Origin of the sequence: Streptomyces turgidiscabies Car8 (assembly GCF_000331005.1) — a bacterium.
GTDB lineage: Bacteria > Actinomycetota > Actinomycetes > Streptomycetales > Streptomycetaceae > Streptomyces > Streptomyces turgidiscabies.
Genome location: NZ_AEJB01000521.1, coordinates 12,690 through 27,719, shown reverse-complemented (window position 1 = coordinate 27,719; position 15,030 = coordinate 12,690). Strand labels below are relative to the sequence as shown.

The following is a 15,030-nucleotide window of genomic DNA, read 5'->3' as shown; positions in this document are numbered from 1 at the left end:
TCCCAGCCGCGGCTGAGGCAAAGCATCACACTCGGGCGCTGTGGTCAGCGCGCCGCCACGGCCCGCAGTCGGACGTCCGCACGCCGCTCGGCGGAGGCGTCGCCCTCCGCCTTCGCGCGCTCGAGCTCTCGCTCCACGCGCTGGACGTCGATCTCGTCCGCCAGCTCGGCGATCTCCGCCAGCAGCGACAGCTTGTTGTCCGCGAACGAGATGAAACCGCCGTGCGCCGCGGCGACGACCGTTCCACCATCACTCGTACGGATGGTCACCGGGCCCGACTCCAGCACACCGAGCAGCGGCTGGTGACCGGGCATGACGCCGATGTCGCCGGACGTGGTGCGCGCGACGACCAGGGTGGCCTCGCCGGACCAGACCTTACGGTCGGCAGCGACCAGCTCGACGTGCAGCTCAGCAGCCAAGGTTGGCTCCTCGGGTCACCACCCGGTTGGGTCACCGGGTGTTGCGTATAAGTCTAGTAGGGCTCCGAGCACCAATGTGTCGGGGCCTGTCCCCAGGCTTTCGGCTGGGGGTCTGGGGGTTATCCCCAGGCAATGCAGCAGAGGTAGTGCGGAGAGGGGCAGGACGCACCCCGCGAAGGGTGCTCCCCTGCCCCTCTTGTTCAGAGCGCGGGGGTCAGGAGACGCCCAGCTCCTTGGCGTTGGCCGTGAGGTCCTCGATGCCACCGCAGAGGAAGAACGCCTGCTCCGGGAAGTGGTCGTAGTCGCCGTCGATGATCGCGTTGAACGCGGTGATCGACTCGTCCAGCGGTACGTCCGACCCGTCGACGCCGGTGAACTGCTTGGCGACGTGGGTGTTCTGGGACAGGAAGCGCTCCACGCGACGGGCACGGTGGACGACGAGCTTGTCTTCCTCGCCCAGCTCGTCGATACCGAGGATCGCGATGATGTCCTGAAGGTCCTTGTACTTCTGGAGGACCGTCTTGACGCGCATCGCGGTGTTGTAGTGGTCCGCCGCGATGTAGCGGGGGTCCAGGATGCGGGACGTGGAGTCCAGCGGGTCCACGGCCGGGTAGATGCCCTTCTCGGAGATCGGACGGGAGAGAACCGTCGTCGCGTCGAGGTGGGCGAACGTGGTGGCCGGGGCCGGGTCGGTCAGGTCGTCCGCGGGAACGTAGATCGCCTGCATCGAGGTGATCGAGTGTCCACGGGTCGAGGTGATGCGCTCCTGGAGGAGACCCATCTCGTCGGCCAGGTTCGGCTGGTAGCCCACCGCGGAGGGCATACGGCCGAGCAGGGTCGAGACCTCGGAACCGGCCTGCGTGAAGCGGAAGATGTTGTCGATGAAGAACAGCACGTCCTGCTTCTGCACATCGCGGAAGTACTCCGCCATGGTCAGACCGGCCAGGGCCACGCGCAGACGGGTGCCCGGGGGCTCGTCCATCTGACCGAAGACCAGGGCGGTCTTGTCGATGACGCCGGACTCCGCCATCTCCTCGATGAGGTCGTTGCCCTCACGGGTGCGCTCGCCGACACCGGCGAACACGGAGACACCGTCGTGGTTGTTGGCGACGCGGTAGATCATCTCCTGGATGAGCACCGTCTTGCCGACGCCGGCACCGCCGAACAGGCCGATCTTTCCACCCTTGACGTACGGGGTGAGAAGGTCGATGACCTTGACGCCGGTCTCGAACATCTCGGTCTTCGACTCGAGCTCGTCGAAACGCGGGGCCTTGCGGTGGATGGACCAGCGCTCGCCCGTGTACGTCTCGTCGGTGTTCAGAACCTCGCCGAGGGTGTTGAACACCTTGCCCTTGGTGAAGTCACCGACGGGGACGGTGATGCCCGTACCCGTGTCGGTGACCGCGGCCTGGCGGACCAGACCGTCGGTGGGCTGCATGGAGATGGTGCGGACCAGGCCGTCACCCAGGTGCTGGGCGACCTCCAGGGTCAGCGTCTTCTTCGCGCCGTCGAGGGCCGGGTCGGCCACCTCGACGTGAAGGGCGTTGTAGATCTCCGGCATGGCGTCGACGGGGAATTCCACGTCGACGACCGGGCCGATGACCCGGGCGACGCGGCCCGTGGCAACGGCCGTCTCAACTGTCGTCGTCATTACCTGTCACTCCCCGCGGTCGCGTCGGCCAGGGCTGCGGTGCCACCGACGATCTCGCTGATTTCCTGGGTGATTTCGGCCTGTCGGGCCGCGTTGGCAAGTCGGGAGAGCGTGGTGATGAGCTCTCCCGCGTTGTCGGTCGCCGACTTCATCGCGCGGCGCGTGGCGGCGTGCTTGGAAGCAGCCGACTGGAGCATCGCGTTGTAGATACGGCTCTCGACGTACCGCGGCAGCAGGGCGTCGAGGACGTCCTCCGCCGACGGCTCGAAGTCGTACAGCGGAAGGATCTCGCCCTTGCCCGTCGACTCCGCGGCAACCTCGTCGAGGCTGAGCGGCAGCAGACGGTCGTCGACCGCGTTCTGCGTCATCATCGAGACGTACTCGGTGAAGACGATGTGGAGTTCGTCCACGCCGCCGTCCGCCGTCTCCTGCTCGATGGCCTCGATGAGCGGACCCGCGACCTTCTTCGCGTCCGCGTACGAGGGCTCGTCGGTGAAGCCCGACCACGACTCCACGACCTTGCGCTCGCGGAAGTTGTAGTGGGCCAGGCCGCGGCGGCCGACGATGTACGTGTCGACCTCCTTGCCCTCCGCCTCAAGTCGCGCCGTGAGCTTCTCGGCGGCCTTGATGGCGTTGGCGTTGAAGGCGCCGGCCAGACCGCGGTCGCTCGTGAGGAGCAGTACCGCGGAACGGGTCGGAGTCTCGGCCTCGGTGGTCAGCGGGTGCCTGGTGTTCGAGCCCGTGCCGACCGCCGTGACCGCGCGGGTGAGCTCGGTCGCGTACGGCGCGGAGGCCGCCACCTTGCGCTGCGCCTTGACGACACGCGAGGCGGCGATCATCTCCATCGCCTTGGTGATCTTCTTGGTCGCGGTGACGGATTTGATGCGACGCTTGTAGACCCGGAGCTGGGCTCCCATGATTCAGGTCCCTTCCGTCGTCACTTGCCCGCAGCGGCAGGGGTGTCCTCGCCGAGCAGCTTGCCGTCCGACGTCTCGAACTGCTTCTTGAAGTCCGTGATGCCGTCCGCGATGGCGGTGAGGGTGTCGTCCGACATCTTCCCGCCCTCCTTGATGGAGGTCATGAGGCCCTGCTCCTTGCGGTGCAGGTACTCCAGGAGCTCCTTCTCGAAGCGACGGATGTCCGCGACCGGGACCTCGTCCATCTTGCCGGTGGTCGCCGCCCAGACGGAGACGACCTGGTCCTCGGTGGCCATCGGCTCGTACTGAGCCTGCTTGAGCAGCTCGACCAGTCGCTGACCGCGCTCCAGCTGCGACTTCGACGCCGCGTCCAGGTCGGAACCGAAGGCGGCGAACGCCTCCAGCTCACGGTACTGGGCGAGGTCGAGGCGCAGTCGGCCGGAAACCTGCTTCATCGCCTTGTGCTGCGCGGAACCACCGACTCGGGAGACGGAGATACCGACGTTCAGCGCGGGGCGCTGACCGGCGTTGAACAGGTCCGACTCCAGGAAGCACTGGCCGTCGGTGATGGAGATGACGTTGGTCGGGATGAACGCCGAGACGTCGTTGGCCTTGGTCTCGACGATCGGCAGACCGGTCATCGAGCCGGCGCCCAGCTCGTCGGAGAGCTTCGCGCAGCGCTCCAGAAGGCGGGAGTGCAGGTAGAAGACGTCACCGGGGTAGGCCTCGCGCCCCGGCGGACGGCGCAGCAGCAGGGACACGGCGCGGTAGGCGTCGGCCTGCTTCGAGAGGTCGTCGAAGATGATGAGGACGTGCTTGCCCTCGTACATCCACTGCTGACCGATGGCCGAACCGGTGTACGGCGCAAGGTACTTGAAGCCGGCCGGGTCGGACGCCGGGGCGGCGACGATGGTCGTGTACTCCAGCGCACCGGCCTCTTCGAGGGCGCCACGCACGGAGGCGATGGTCGAGCCCTTCTGACCGATGGCGACGTAGACGCAGCGGACCTGCTTCTTCGGGTCGCCCGTGCGCCAGTTGTCACGCTGGTTGATGATCGTGTCGACGGCCAGAGCGGTCTTGCCGGTCTGACGGTCGCCGATGACCAGCTGACGCTGGCCGCGGCCGATCGGGGTCATCGCGTCGACGGCCTTGTAGCCCGTCTCCATCGGCTCGTGCACCGACTTGCGCGCCATGACGCCCGGAGCCTGCAGCTCCAGGGCGCGACGACCGCTGGTCTCGATCTCGCCGAGGCCGTCGATCGGGTTGCCGAGCGGGTCGACGACGCGGCCGAGGTAGCCCTCGCCGACGGCCACGGAAAGGACCTCGCCGGTACGGGTGACCGGCTGGCCCTCCTCGATGCCGCTGAACTCGCCGAGGATGACGGTACCGATCTCGCGCTCTTCGAGGTTGAGCGCGAGCCCGAGGGTGCCGTCCTCGAACTTCAGCAGTTCGTTGGCCATGGCCGAGGGCAGGCCCTCGACCTTCGCGATGCCGTCACCCGCGAGGGTGACCGTGCCGACCTCCTCGCGCGAGGCCGCGTCCGGCTTGTACGACTGGACGAAGGTCTCCAGCGCATCCCGGATCTCCTCCGGCCGGATCGTGAGCTCCGCCATCTGGGTTCCCTGCTCTCCTTGTTGGGCCCGAAGTTTCACTTGGGGGGATGGGGACTCCCCCCAAAAAGAGGTGAATCCTCTGCACGGCCCAACCAGGGCCGCATTCAAGTACGTACTACGAGTATTGAGTTGCTGCGTGGTGCGTGACTGCCGGGCGGGCTAGCCCGCCATGCGGCGGCCGGCGTCCTCGATGCGGTCCGCGATGCTGCCGTTGATGACCTCGTCGCCGACCAGCACCCGGATCCCGCCGAGGACCTCGGGGTCCACGTCCAGGTTCAGGTGCATCTGACGGCCGTAGAGCTTCGCGAGGGCGGCGCCGAGGCGCTGCTTCTGCGGGTCGCTCAGCGGGACCGCGGAGGTGACGACGGCGACCATGCGGTCCCGGCGCTCGGCGGCGAGCTTGGACAGGGACTCGAGTCCCGCTTCCAGGCTACGTCCCCGAGGCGCGGTCACCAGGCGGGTCACCAGACGCTCGGTCGTGGCGGCGGCCCGGCCCCCGAGCAGGCTGCGCAGCAGCTCGCTCTTGGCGCCGGTCGTCGCGGCACGGTCGGTCAGCGCGGCGCGCAGCCCGGTGTTCGAGGAGACGATCCGGCCGAACCGGAACAGCTCGTCCTCGACGTTGTCGAGCGCGCCCGCCTGCTGGGCGGCCGTGAGGTCGGCGATGTCCGCCAGCTCCTCCAGCGCGTCCACCAGGTCACGCGAACGCGACCAGCGGGAGCGCACCATGCCGGACACCAGGTCGGAGGTGGGCCCGCCGACCTGGCTGCCGAGGAGACGCTGGGCCAGTCCGGCCTTGGCCTCCCCGGACTGCGCCGGGTCGGTGAGGACCCGACGCAGCGACACCTCGCGGTGCAGCAGCGCGGTGACCGAAGCCAGCTCGTCGGACAGCTTCTTCGCGTCGGCGGACGTCGAGTCCGTCAGCGCGTCGAGACGCTCCCGTGCGGCGGCGGCAGCCTCGCGACTGGCTCCGTGCACGGTCATCGAGTCGCCTCGGCCTTCGCGGCGGTCTCGTCGAGGCCGTCGAGGAAGCGGTCGATCACGCGGCTCTGCCGCGCGTGGTCCTCGAGGGACTCACCGACGAGCTTGCCGGCCAGCTCGGTCGCGAGCTTGCCGACGTCCTGACGGAGCGCGGACGAGGCGGCCTTGCGGTCGGCGTCGAGCTGCGAGTGCCCGGCGGCGACGATCTCCTCGCGCTGCCGCTGGCCTTCCGCGCGCATCTCGGCGATGAGCGTGGCGCCCTGCTCCTGCGCCTCCTGGCGCAGGCGCGCGGCCTCGTGCCGAGCCTCGGCGAGCTGCGCCTTGTACTGCTCGAGGACACTCTGGGCCTCGGTCTGAGCGGCCTCGGCCTTCTCGATACCGCCCTCGATGGCCTCGCGCCGCTCTTCCAGAACCTTGTTGATGGTCGGGAGGAGCTTCTTGGCGAGGAAGCCGAAGACGATGACGAAGGCGATCAGGCCGATGACAAGCTCCGGCCACGGCGGAATGAGAGGGTTTTCCTTCTCCGCCTCGGCCGCCAGCTGAACCAGTGCGTGTGCGTGGCTCACATCAGTGCCTTTCGTCGAATGGGGCTGTCGTCGTGGTTCGTCTTAGTAGACGAACGGCATGACGAGGCCGATGAGGGCCAGCGCCTCACAGAACGCGAAGCCGAGGATCTGGTTGGCACGGATCAGGCCGGCAGCTTCGGGCTGACGGGCAAGAGCCTGGGTGCCGTTACCGAAGATGATGCCGACGCCGACGCCCGGGCCGATCGCGGCGAGGCCGTAACCGATGGAGCCGAGGTTGCCTTCGACCGCAGCAAGGGTCTGGAGAGCGGACATGCCGGTTCTTCCTTCTCTTTCAGTGACCGGTGGGGGTTGGCCACCGGATGTCTCTTGGTAAGGCGGACGACTCAGTGGTGCTCGGCGAGCGCGCCCTGGATGAAGGTGCAGGTCAGGAGGACGAAGACGTACGCCTGCACTGCCTGGATGAAGAGTTCGAAGGCGGTCATCACGATGACCATCACGAAGGAGACACCCGAGTACGCGATGCCGATGCCGTTCAGCATGTACCAGCTGGCGATCGTGAAGAGCAGCAGCAGGGTGTGACCGGCGAACATGTTCGCGAACAGTCGCACGGCGTGCGTGAACGGGCGGACCACCAGGTTCGAGAAGAACTCGATCGTCATGGCCAGCGGGAGCACCGCGCCCAGCGTCTTGTCGTAGCCCGTGAAGTTCTTGAAGGCGCCGACGAAACCGTGTCGCTTGAAGGTCAGTGAGACCCAGGTGATGTAGACGATGGCCGCGAGAACCGCCGGGTAGGCGATGATCGAGGTCACCGGGAACGAGGCGATCGGGATGATGGACCAGATGTTCATCATCCAGATGAAGAAGAAGAGCGAGACGGCAAGCGGTACGTACTTGTCGCCCTCCTTCTTTCCGATCGTCTCGTAGACGATGCCGCGCCGGACGAAGTCGTAACCGGCCTCGGCGACCATCTGCAGTTTGCCGGGAACCATCTTGGGCTTGCGGAAAGCGGCCCAGAAGAACCCCACCACGATGATGGAACCGAGCAGAGCGAGCAGCATGGGCTTGTTGAAGTAGAGCCCGTTGCCGTCGGCGTCGCCCCAAAGCGGCTCGAACATGAACGAATGCAGGCCCGGAGCCGGGAAGCCACAACCGTCGAAGAGGTGGCAATCGGTCTCGAAGGCGAGCACCTGCGTCGGGTCAGCACTCACCGCGGGCTCCTTCAGCGTGGCGCATAGGTACGGCAACCTCGTTGTGTCGGCGCGGCACACAGCCGCGGGTCGGCACTGGACTGGTGTTTCGGATGTGGGGGCGGCTGTGGGGCATCAAGCCTCGCGATTGAGCAGGCGTCAGCTCAGATGCCCGCGCCCGCGATGCCGCAGTTGGCACCGGACGATAGCAGGATCTCTCCCACGCGCTTATCCCGGCCCTACCTCTCACGACGAGTGCCCCGTCTTTTCGGGCCTGTCCCCCGTCATGGAGTCGGGTTCAACGTAAAGGATCTTCGCCTTCATGTGGGCTCGCGCCTGCGCCGCGATCCAGGCGAGCGTGCCTGCGACCAGCGTGAGCGCGAAGGCCCTGGGGTTGAACAGCGTCGTGTTCTTGAACGCCGCGAGAAAGATGAACAGCAGAAGAATTTGAGCCGCGTACAGCATCAGGCCCATTGCCTGGAACAGATGCGGAAGCGTTTTGGCAGTGCGCTGCAGAACGTAGAACCCGATTCCCATGAAAAGGATCACGACCACCGTCGCGACGACCGCTCCGACCGCTCCTTCGGCGCCCGCGACCACAGCACCGATGACGGCGGCGAGAGCGCCGACGCCGGCTGTGGGCACAGCGGCCTGAAGCAGGGTCCGGACGTCATTGGACGGCATGGCGGCAACTCCGCTTTCGCAGGGGGCGTGGGGTGTCGTCATGGACGAGCGTAGTCCCCGGTTCGAGCGGTGAAACTCACGCCAACCGACCGTCGCACTGCGGTCCTTCGGCTCTGTCCGGGGTTCTCGTGAACCGTATCACAAACTATTTGATGAGGTCTTTACCTCGAAGGTGTGCTCGGTGTCACACATGAGAGTGAACCTGCACGTCTGTGCAGAATCAGCGCCGACTTGTCTGGTATTGGGCGCTTTACCCACCCCCTACTACCCCTGTGCTCTCTCTGTTTCAAGCAAAGCGTTAGTCAGATTCTTACCTTGCGGTCAGCGCGACGATCCCGCCTTGGGCTGCTCCAGACGCCGTGAACGGGAGCTGATCGCGGTCGCCCCGTTGACTCCCGAGACCCCGGCCCGCACCGGAGCGCGGTGTTCCGGGGCGGACTCCCCGACCTCGGCCGCCAGCGCGGGCACCGAGGCCGCGGGCGCCGTCGCCTCGGCCTCCGCCGTCCGGCTGCGCCGGTAGCGGGGCGGCACGAACCGCTCGGCCCAGCGCGGGGTGCGCGGTGCGAAGCGCGGCAGCAGCAGGAGGACGAGTCCGATCGCGCTCAGGACCACCACGCTGAGGACGATCCACATGGACGCGTTGTTGACCGAGTAGGACAGGGCGCCGAAGCCGATGAGCGCAGACCAGAAGTACATGATCAGAACGGCCCTGCTGTGCGAGTGCCCGACCTCAAGCAGCCGGTGGTGCAGATGCCCCCGGTCGGCCGCGAACGGCGACTGTCCGCGCCAGGTGCGCCGCACGATGGCCAGCACCAGGTCGGCGGCCGGGATCGCGATGATGGTGAGCGGCATCAGCAGCGGGATGTAGACCGGCACCATCTGGTGCACGGTCTCGCGCTCGGACCCGGAGAACAGGTTCATCGCGTCCGGGTCCATCTGCCCGGTGATGGAGATCGCGCCGGCCGCCAGCACCAGCCCGATCAGCATCGACCCGGAGTCGCCCATGAAGATACGGGCGGGGTGCATGTTGTGCGGCAGGAAGCCGAGGCACATGCCCATCAGGATCACGGCGAACAGGGTGGCCGGGGCGGCGGCCTCGATGCCGTACGACACCCAGATCCGGTAGGCGTAGAGGAAGAACGCGGCCGAGGCGATGCACACCATGCCGGCCGCGAGACCGTCCAGGCCGTCGACGAAGTTCACCGCGTTGATGGTGATCACGACCAGCGCGACCGTCAGCAGGGTGCCCTGCCACTGGGTCAGCGCCACGTTGCCCACGGACGGGATCGGCAGCCACAGGATCGTCAGACCCTGCATGACCATGACGCCGGCGGCGATCATCTGCCCGCCGAGCTTGATCAGGGCGTCGATCTCGAACTTGTCGTCCAGGACGCCGATCAGCCAGATCAGCGCGGCACCGGAGAGCAGCGCCCTCGGCTCGTTCGACTTGCTGAAGACCTCGTGCAGGTTGGTGAGGTGGTCGGCGACCAGCAGTCCGGCGCACAGCCCGAAGAACATCGCGATCCCGCCGAGCCGCGGAGTGGGTTCCCGGTGCACGTCACGGGCCCTGATCTCCGGCATCGCTCCGGCCACGATCGCGAACTTCCGTACCGGCCCTGTCAGCAGATACGTCACCGCGGCCGTGATGCAGAGCGTCAGCAGGTATTCACGCACGGGCTTCCCCACAGGTCTCGCTGGTCATCCAGGCCCCACACCCTAGCGAGGGACGCATAAGGATGGGGACTTCCGGGTAGCGACGATGGTTGCACGTACGGCTGTGCACGCGTTGACGTCTACCCCTCACCGCCCGGGATACGGCGGAAATCTACCGGCCAGCTCCCGCACTTCTTCACGCGCCCCACCGCTCCCGGCGGCCCCACGCAGCACACCCGCGAACAGCACCGCGATCCGCGCCATCTCTGCCTCCCCCATTCCCTGCGTGGTCAGCGCCGCCGTCCCGAGCCGCAGGCCGCGTGCCTCCCCGTGGGGCAGCGCACAGCAGTCCAGAACCACTCCGGCGGCGGAAAGCAGGCCCCGCGCGGCATGTCCGTCCACGCCCAGGGGTTCCGGATCGACCGTGATGAGATGCGTGTCGGTCCCGCCCGTGGTGACGACCAGCCCCTCGGCGGCCAGCCCCGCCGCCAGCACCCGCGCGTTGGCGACCACCTGATGGGCGTACTCCGTGAAGGCCGGCGTCGCCGCCTCGCCGAAGGCGACCGCCTTGGCGGCGATCGTGTGCATCTGAGCGCCCCCCTGCGTGAACGGGAAAACCGCCCGGTCGACCCGTTCCGCCAGCTCCGCGCCGCACAGCAGCAGCCCGCCGCGCGGCCCGCGCAGCACCTTGTGGGTGGTGGCGCAGACGACATCGGCGTACGGCACGGGACTGGGCGCCGCTCCCCCGGCGACGAGCCCGATGGGGTGCGCGGCGTCCGCGATGAGGTAGGCGCCGACCTCGTCGGCGATCTCGCGGAAGGCGGCGTAGTCGATGTGCCGGGGATAGGAGATCGACCCGCAGACGATCGCCTTGGGACGATGTGTACGGGCGAGGGCGCGCACCTGCTCGTAGTCGATGAGGCCGCTCTCCGCGTCCACCCCGTAGGGGACGAAGTCGAACCAGCGCCCGGAGAAGTTGGCGGGCGACCCGTGGGTGAGGTGGCCGCCGTAGGGCAGGCCGAGGGCGAGGACGGTGTCGCCGGGGCGCAACAGGGCGGCGTAGGCGGCCAGAACGGCCGAAGACCCGGAGTGGGACTGGACGTTGGCGTGTTCGGCGCCGAACAGGGCCCTGGCCCGCCGCACGGCCACGCGCTCGGCGACGTCGACGATCTCGCAGCCGCCGTGGTGCCGGGCGCCCGGATACCCCTCGGCGTACTTGTTGGCGAGCGGCGAGCCGAGCGCGGCCAGCACGGCGGGCGACGTGAAGTTCTCGGCGGCGATCAGCTGGAGCGTCGTCGCCTGCCGCTGGGCCTCCCCGAGCAGGACCTCGGCGAGTTCCGGGTCCTGCCGGCGCAGCACATCATCTGCGAGATCGCCCTCAAGGGCACGCGTGACCGACATGGTGGACTCCGGACGTCGACGGTGACGTACGTCCAATGTAGGCCGTAAGGCCCTACAGGGGCGCGGGGAACTGCGCGACCAGCCACGACGGACCGGCAGCCGCACAACGACACCCAGGGGCAGGACAGCGGGCGTTCATGCCTTCGCAGGCACCCCGGTCAGGGCCGTCACCACCGGATCCAGCGCGAGCTGTATCTCGTCCCCGATCGACCGGAAGAACGTCAGGGGCGCCCCGTACGGGTCGTACACCTCGTCCGCCTCCGCCGTGGGCGCCAGAAGCCACCCGCGTAGAGCCGCCGCGGCGCGGACCAGGGCGCGTGCCCGTTCGATCATGCCGTCGTCGAGCGGGGGCAGGGTCGCCGGGTCTATCGCCTTCACCAGGCGGGTGAACTCCTTCAGCGTGAAGGTGCGCAGGCCCGCCGAATGGCCCATGGAGATGACCTGCGCGCGGTGGTCCCGCGTGGCCGTCAGCACGAGGTCCGCCCGGATCACGTGCTCGTCGAGCAGCTCGCGCCCCGTGAAGCCGGAGGGGTCCGCGCCGAACTCCGCGAGGACCGCCTCCGCGTTGGCCTCCATGGGCGCGCCCTCGTGGCCCCACGTACCGGCGCTCTCCACGATCAGGCCGCCCCACAGCGGGTCGCCGAGCCGGTCCGCCAGGGCATGACGGGTCAGCCGCTCGGTGATCGGTGAGCGGCATACGTTGCCGGTGCTGACATGGAGGATGCGGAAGGCGTCCCGCGAGGCCCCGTTCCACTGCTGAGCCCCCGTGACCCCCTGACGCGTGCCTATGCCACGCCCCGCGTCAGGGGCTGTCAATTCGCCACCTCGAGGTCGGGGACCACCTTGCGCAGCTCCTCGGCCGACAGCGCGCCGGCCCGCAGGAGGACCGGCACCTTGCCCGTGACGTCGACGATCGACGACGGGACGATGCCGGGCGTGGGGCCGCCGTCCAGGTAGACGGAGACCGAGTCGCCGAGCATCTCCTGGGCGGCGTCGCAGTCCTCGGGCGACGGGTGGCCGGTCAGGTTGGCGGAGGAGACCGCCATGGGGCCGACCTCCGTCAGCAGCTCGATGGCCACCGGGTGCAGCGGCATGCGCACGGCGACCGTGCCCCGGGTGTCGCCCAGGTCCCACTGGAGGGACGGCTGGTGCTTGGCGACGAGTGTGAGAGCGCCCGGCCAGAAGGCGTCGACGAGTTCCCAGGCCATCTCGGAGAAGTCCGTGACGAGGCCGTGCAGGGTGTTCGGGGAACCGATCAGGACGGGCGTGGGCATGCCACGGCCGCGGCCCTTGGCCTCCAGCAGGTCGTTGACGGCCTCGGAGGAGAACGCGTCGGCCCCGATGCCGTAGACCGTGTCGGTCGGGAGGACCACCAGCTCGCCGCGGCGGACGGCGGACGCGGCCTCGCGCAGACCGGTCGTGCGGTCGGTCGCGTCGTTGGTGTCGTATCGCCGAGCCATTTAGCGGGCCTCCTCGTACACGTACTGCTGGGGGTAGAAAGTGTGGGTGATGCTCACGGCGTCGCCCTGCGGGCGGTCGCGAAGCGCGGGCGGTTGTTGAGGTCCGGATGGTCGGCCGCGTCGGCCCAGCCGCGTTCCTCGGTGAAGATCCACGGCACCTGGCCGCCCTGGGTGTCCGCGTGCTCGACGACGACGACGCCGCCGGGGCGCAGCAGACGGTGTGCGGTGCGTTCCAGGCCCCGGATGAGGTCGAGGCCGTCCTCGCCCGAGAACAGGGCGAGTTCGGGATCGTGGTCCCGGGCCTCGGGGGCGACGTACTCCCACTCCGTGAGCGGGATGTACGGCGGGTTGGAGATCACCAGGTCGACCTGGCCGTCGAGGTCCTGGAAGGCGTCCAGGGCGTTGCCCTGCCGCAGGTCGACCCTGGACCCCTCCATGTTCTTGCGGGTCCACGCCAGCGCGTCCTCGGACAGTTCCACGGCGTGTACCCGGGAGCGCGGGACCTCCTGGGCGAGGGCGAGCGCGATGGCACCGGATCCGGTGCACAGGTCGACGATCAGCGGCTCGACGACGTCCATCGCGCGGACGGCGTCTATGGCCCAGCCGACGACCGACTCGGTCTCGGGGCGCGGCACGAACACGCCCGGCCCGACCTGGAGTTCCAGGTAGCGGAAGAAGGCGCGCCCGGTGATGTGCTGGAGCGGCTCGCGGGCCTCGCGGCGGGCGATGACCTCCCAGTAGCGGGCGTCGAAGTCGGTGTCCTTGACGGTGTGCAGCGTGCCCCGCTTCACGCCGTGCACGAACGCGGCGAGCTCCTCCGCGTCGTTGCGCGGCGAGGGCACGCCCGCGTCGGCCAGCCGCTGGGTGGCCTGGGCCACCTCCGCGAGCAGCAAGCTGCGGGGGCTCGGGGGCCGTCCCCCAATGTTCTGCTGCACGCTGGTCCTCCGGTACTCGTGACTCGTACGGGGCCGTACTGGGCTTGCTCGTACTGGGCTCGTACGGGGTGTTACGCCGCCGCGAGCTTCGCTGCGGAGTCCGCGTCGACACAGGCCTGGATGACCGCGTCGAGGTCGCCGTCCAGCACCTGGTCGAGGTTGTAGGACTTGAAGCCGACGCGGTGGTCCGAGAGACGATTCTCCGGGAAGTTGTACGTACGGATCTTCTCGGAGCGGTCGACGGTGCGGACCTGGCTGCGGCGGGCGTCCGCGGCCTCCTTCTCCGCTTCCTCCACGGCTGCCGCGAGGAGCCTGGAGCGCAGGATACGCATCGCCTGCTCCTTGTTCTGCAGCTGGCTCTTCTCGTTCTGGCAGGAGGCGACGACCCCGGTGGGAACGTGCGTGATGCGCACCGCCGAGTCGGTCGTGTTGACGGACTGGCCGCCGGGCCCGGAGGAGCGGTACACGTCGATGCGGAGGTCGTTCGGGTTGATCTCCACGTCGACCTCCTCGGCCTCGGGGGTGACCAGGACACCGGCCGCGGAGGTGTGGATACGGCCCTGCGACTCGGTCGCGGGCACGCGCTGTACGCGGTGCACCCCGCCCTCGTACTTCAGGCGGGCCCAGACGCCCTGGCCGGGCTCGGTGGCACCCTGGCCGCCCTTGGTTTTCACGGCGACCTGGACGTCCTTGTAGCCGCCCAGCTCGGACTCGGTGGCGTCGATGATCTCGGTCTTCCAGCCGACGCGCTCGGCGTAGCGGAGGTACATGCGCAGGAGGTCCCCGGCGAACAGGGCGGACTCGTCGCCGCCGGCGCCCGCCTTGACCTCCAGGATGACGTCCTTGTCGTCGTTGGGGTCACGCGGAACGAGCAGCAGGCGCAGCTTCTCGGTGAGCTCCTCGCGCTGCTTCTCCAGTTCCTTGACCTCGGCGGCGAAGTCGGGGTCGTCGAGGGCGAACTCCTTCGCCGTCCCGATGTCGTCCCCGGTCTGCTTCCAGGAGCGGTACGTCCCGACGATCGGGGTCAGCTCGGCGTAGCGCTTGTTGAGCTTGCGCGCGTTGGCCTGGTCGGCGTGGACCGACGGGTCGGCGAGCTTCTTCTCCAGGTCGGCGTGCTCGGTGAGCAGATCCTCGACGGCCTCGAACATGGGGGCTCCTGAAAACGTCTGTACGTTCTGTACGTGGGGGAAGTGGGGCGACCAAAAACGCCGGTCCAGGTACGCCCCGGAGGGCGAACGTGGACCGGCGCTGGTGCCTCGCTACTTCTTGGAGCCGGCAGCGGCCTTGCCGAAGCGGGCCTCGAAGCGGGCCACACGGCCACCGGTGTCGAGGATCTTCTGCTTGCCCGTGTAGAACGGGTGGCACTCGGAGCAGACCTCGGCGCGGATGTTGCCGCTCGTGATCGTGCTGCGGGTGGTGAACGACGCGCCACAGGTGCAGCTGACCTGCGTCTCGACGTACTCGGGGTGGACTTCGCGCTTCAAGGGGTTCTCCTAGTTTCGGGAGGGCTCCGGGTCGCCTCCGCGGGATGCGGGTGCGTGAACCGGGGCCGACGTACCAGTCTGCCAGGACTGGGCGCATCCCCCAAAACCGGGGGCGGGGGTT

Annotated in this window: 16 protein-coding genes; all 16 read right to left on the bottom strand. The window is 68.4% G+C overall.

Features of this window, described 5'->3' with window-relative positions; translation table 11 throughout:
• Positions 1–44: 44 nt before the first annotated feature.
• On the bottom strand, positions 45–419 hold the full coding sequence (locus STRTUCAR8_RS38130) for a F0F1 ATP synthase subunit epsilon (RefSeq protein WP_006381675.1): 375 nt from the start codon (positions 417–419) through the stop codon (positions 45–47).
• 214 nt (positions 420–633) lie between these two features.
• Positions 634–2,070, bottom strand: a complete 1,437-nt coding sequence (gene atpD, locus STRTUCAR8_RS38125) for a F0F1 ATP synthase subunit beta (RefSeq protein WP_006381658.1) — start codon at positions 2,068–2,070, stop codon at positions 634–636.
• The gene (locus STRTUCAR8_RS38120; protein WP_006381672.1) at positions 2,070–2,987 is read right to left on the bottom strand and encodes a F0F1 ATP synthase subunit gamma; all 918 of its coding nucleotides are present in this window, start codon (positions 2,985–2,987) and stop codon (positions 2,070–2,072) included. Before STRTUCAR8_RS38120 ends, atpD begins: the two co-directional genes overlap by 1 nt.
• Positions 2,988–3,007: 20 nt before the next feature.
• Complete coding sequence (atpA, locus tag STRTUCAR8_RS38115; RefSeq protein WP_006381670.1) at positions 3,008–4,600, bottom strand: F0F1 ATP synthase subunit alpha; 1,593 nt, start codon at positions 4,598–4,600, stop codon at positions 3,008–3,010.
• A gap of 159 nt (positions 4,601–4,759) precedes the next feature.
• Positions 4,760–5,575: a F0F1 ATP synthase subunit delta gene (locus tag STRTUCAR8_RS38110; RefSeq protein ID WP_044473585.1), complete on the bottom strand. Its 816-nt coding sequence runs from the start codon at positions 5,573–5,575 to the stop codon at positions 4,760–4,762.
• Between the two features lie 2 nt (positions 5,576–5,577).
• The gene (locus STRTUCAR8_RS38105) at positions 5,578–6,144 is read right to left on the bottom strand and encodes a F0F1 ATP synthase subunit B (RefSeq protein WP_006381654.1); all 567 of its coding nucleotides are present in this window, start codon (positions 6,142–6,144) and stop codon (positions 5,578–5,580) included.
• 42 nt (positions 6,145–6,186) lie between these two features.
• A complete protein-coding gene (gene atpE / locus STRTUCAR8_RS38100) occupies positions 6,187–6,417 on the bottom strand; it encodes an ATP synthase F0 subunit C (protein WP_006381669.1) in 231 nt (76 codons plus the stop codon).
• 71 nt (positions 6,418–6,488) lie between these two features.
• Positions 6,489–7,328 (bottom strand): F0F1 ATP synthase subunit A, encoded by an 840-nt coding sequence (gene atpB / locus STRTUCAR8_RS38095; RefSeq protein ID WP_078507440.1) that lies wholly within the window; start codon positions 7,326–7,328, stop codon positions 6,489–6,491.
• Between the two features lie 210 nt (positions 7,329–7,538).
• Entirely contained in the window at positions 7,539–7,976 is a 438-nt protein-coding gene (locus tag STRTUCAR8_RS38090) for a Cg1360 family ATP-synthase-associated protein (RefSeq protein WP_006381662.1), read from the bottom strand.
• Between the two features lie 321 nt (positions 7,977–8,297).
• A complete protein-coding gene (locus STRTUCAR8_RS38085; protein WP_006381664.1) occupies positions 8,298–9,650 on the bottom strand; it encodes an MraY family glycosyltransferase in 1,353 nt (450 codons plus the stop codon).
• Between the two features lie 126 nt (positions 9,651–9,776).
• The gene (locus STRTUCAR8_RS38080; protein WP_006381667.1) at positions 9,777–11,030 is read right to left on the bottom strand and encodes a serine hydroxymethyltransferase; all 1,254 of its coding nucleotides are present in this window, start codon (positions 11,028–11,030) and stop codon (positions 9,777–9,779) included.
• A 135-nt stretch (positions 11,031–11,165) separates the two neighbouring features.
• Positions 11,166–11,846 carry an arsenate reductase/protein-tyrosine-phosphatase family protein gene (locus STRTUCAR8_RS38075; RefSeq protein ID WP_006381660.1) on the bottom strand — a complete coding sequence of 227 codons (681 nt, stop codon included), beginning with the start codon at positions 11,844–11,846 and terminating at the stop codon, positions 11,166–11,168.
• Entirely contained in the window at positions 11,843–12,490 is a 648-nt protein-coding gene (locus STRTUCAR8_RS38070) for an L-threonylcarbamoyladenylate synthase (protein WP_006381677.1), read from the bottom strand. Before STRTUCAR8_RS38070 ends, STRTUCAR8_RS38075 begins: the two co-directional genes overlap by 4 nt.
• A gap of 53 nt (positions 12,491–12,543) precedes the next feature.
• Positions 12,544–13,383: a peptide chain release factor N(5)-glutamine methyltransferase gene (gene prmC, locus STRTUCAR8_RS38065; protein WP_006381673.1), complete on the bottom strand. Its 840-nt coding sequence runs from the start codon at positions 13,381–13,383 to the stop codon at positions 12,544–12,546.
• A gap of 113 nt (positions 13,384–13,496) precedes the next feature.
• The gene (gene prfA, locus STRTUCAR8_RS38060; RefSeq protein ID WP_006381656.1) at positions 13,497–14,573 is read right to left on the bottom strand and encodes a peptide chain release factor 1; all 1,077 of its coding nucleotides are present in this window, start codon (positions 14,571–14,573) and stop codon (positions 13,497–13,499) included.
• Between the two features lie 111 nt (positions 14,574–14,684).
• Positions 14,685–14,909 (bottom strand): 50S ribosomal protein L31, encoded by a 225-nt coding sequence (rpmE, locus tag STRTUCAR8_RS38055; protein WP_006381676.1) that lies wholly within the window; start codon positions 14,907–14,909, stop codon positions 14,685–14,687.
• Positions 14,910–15,030: the final 121 nt, after the last annotated feature.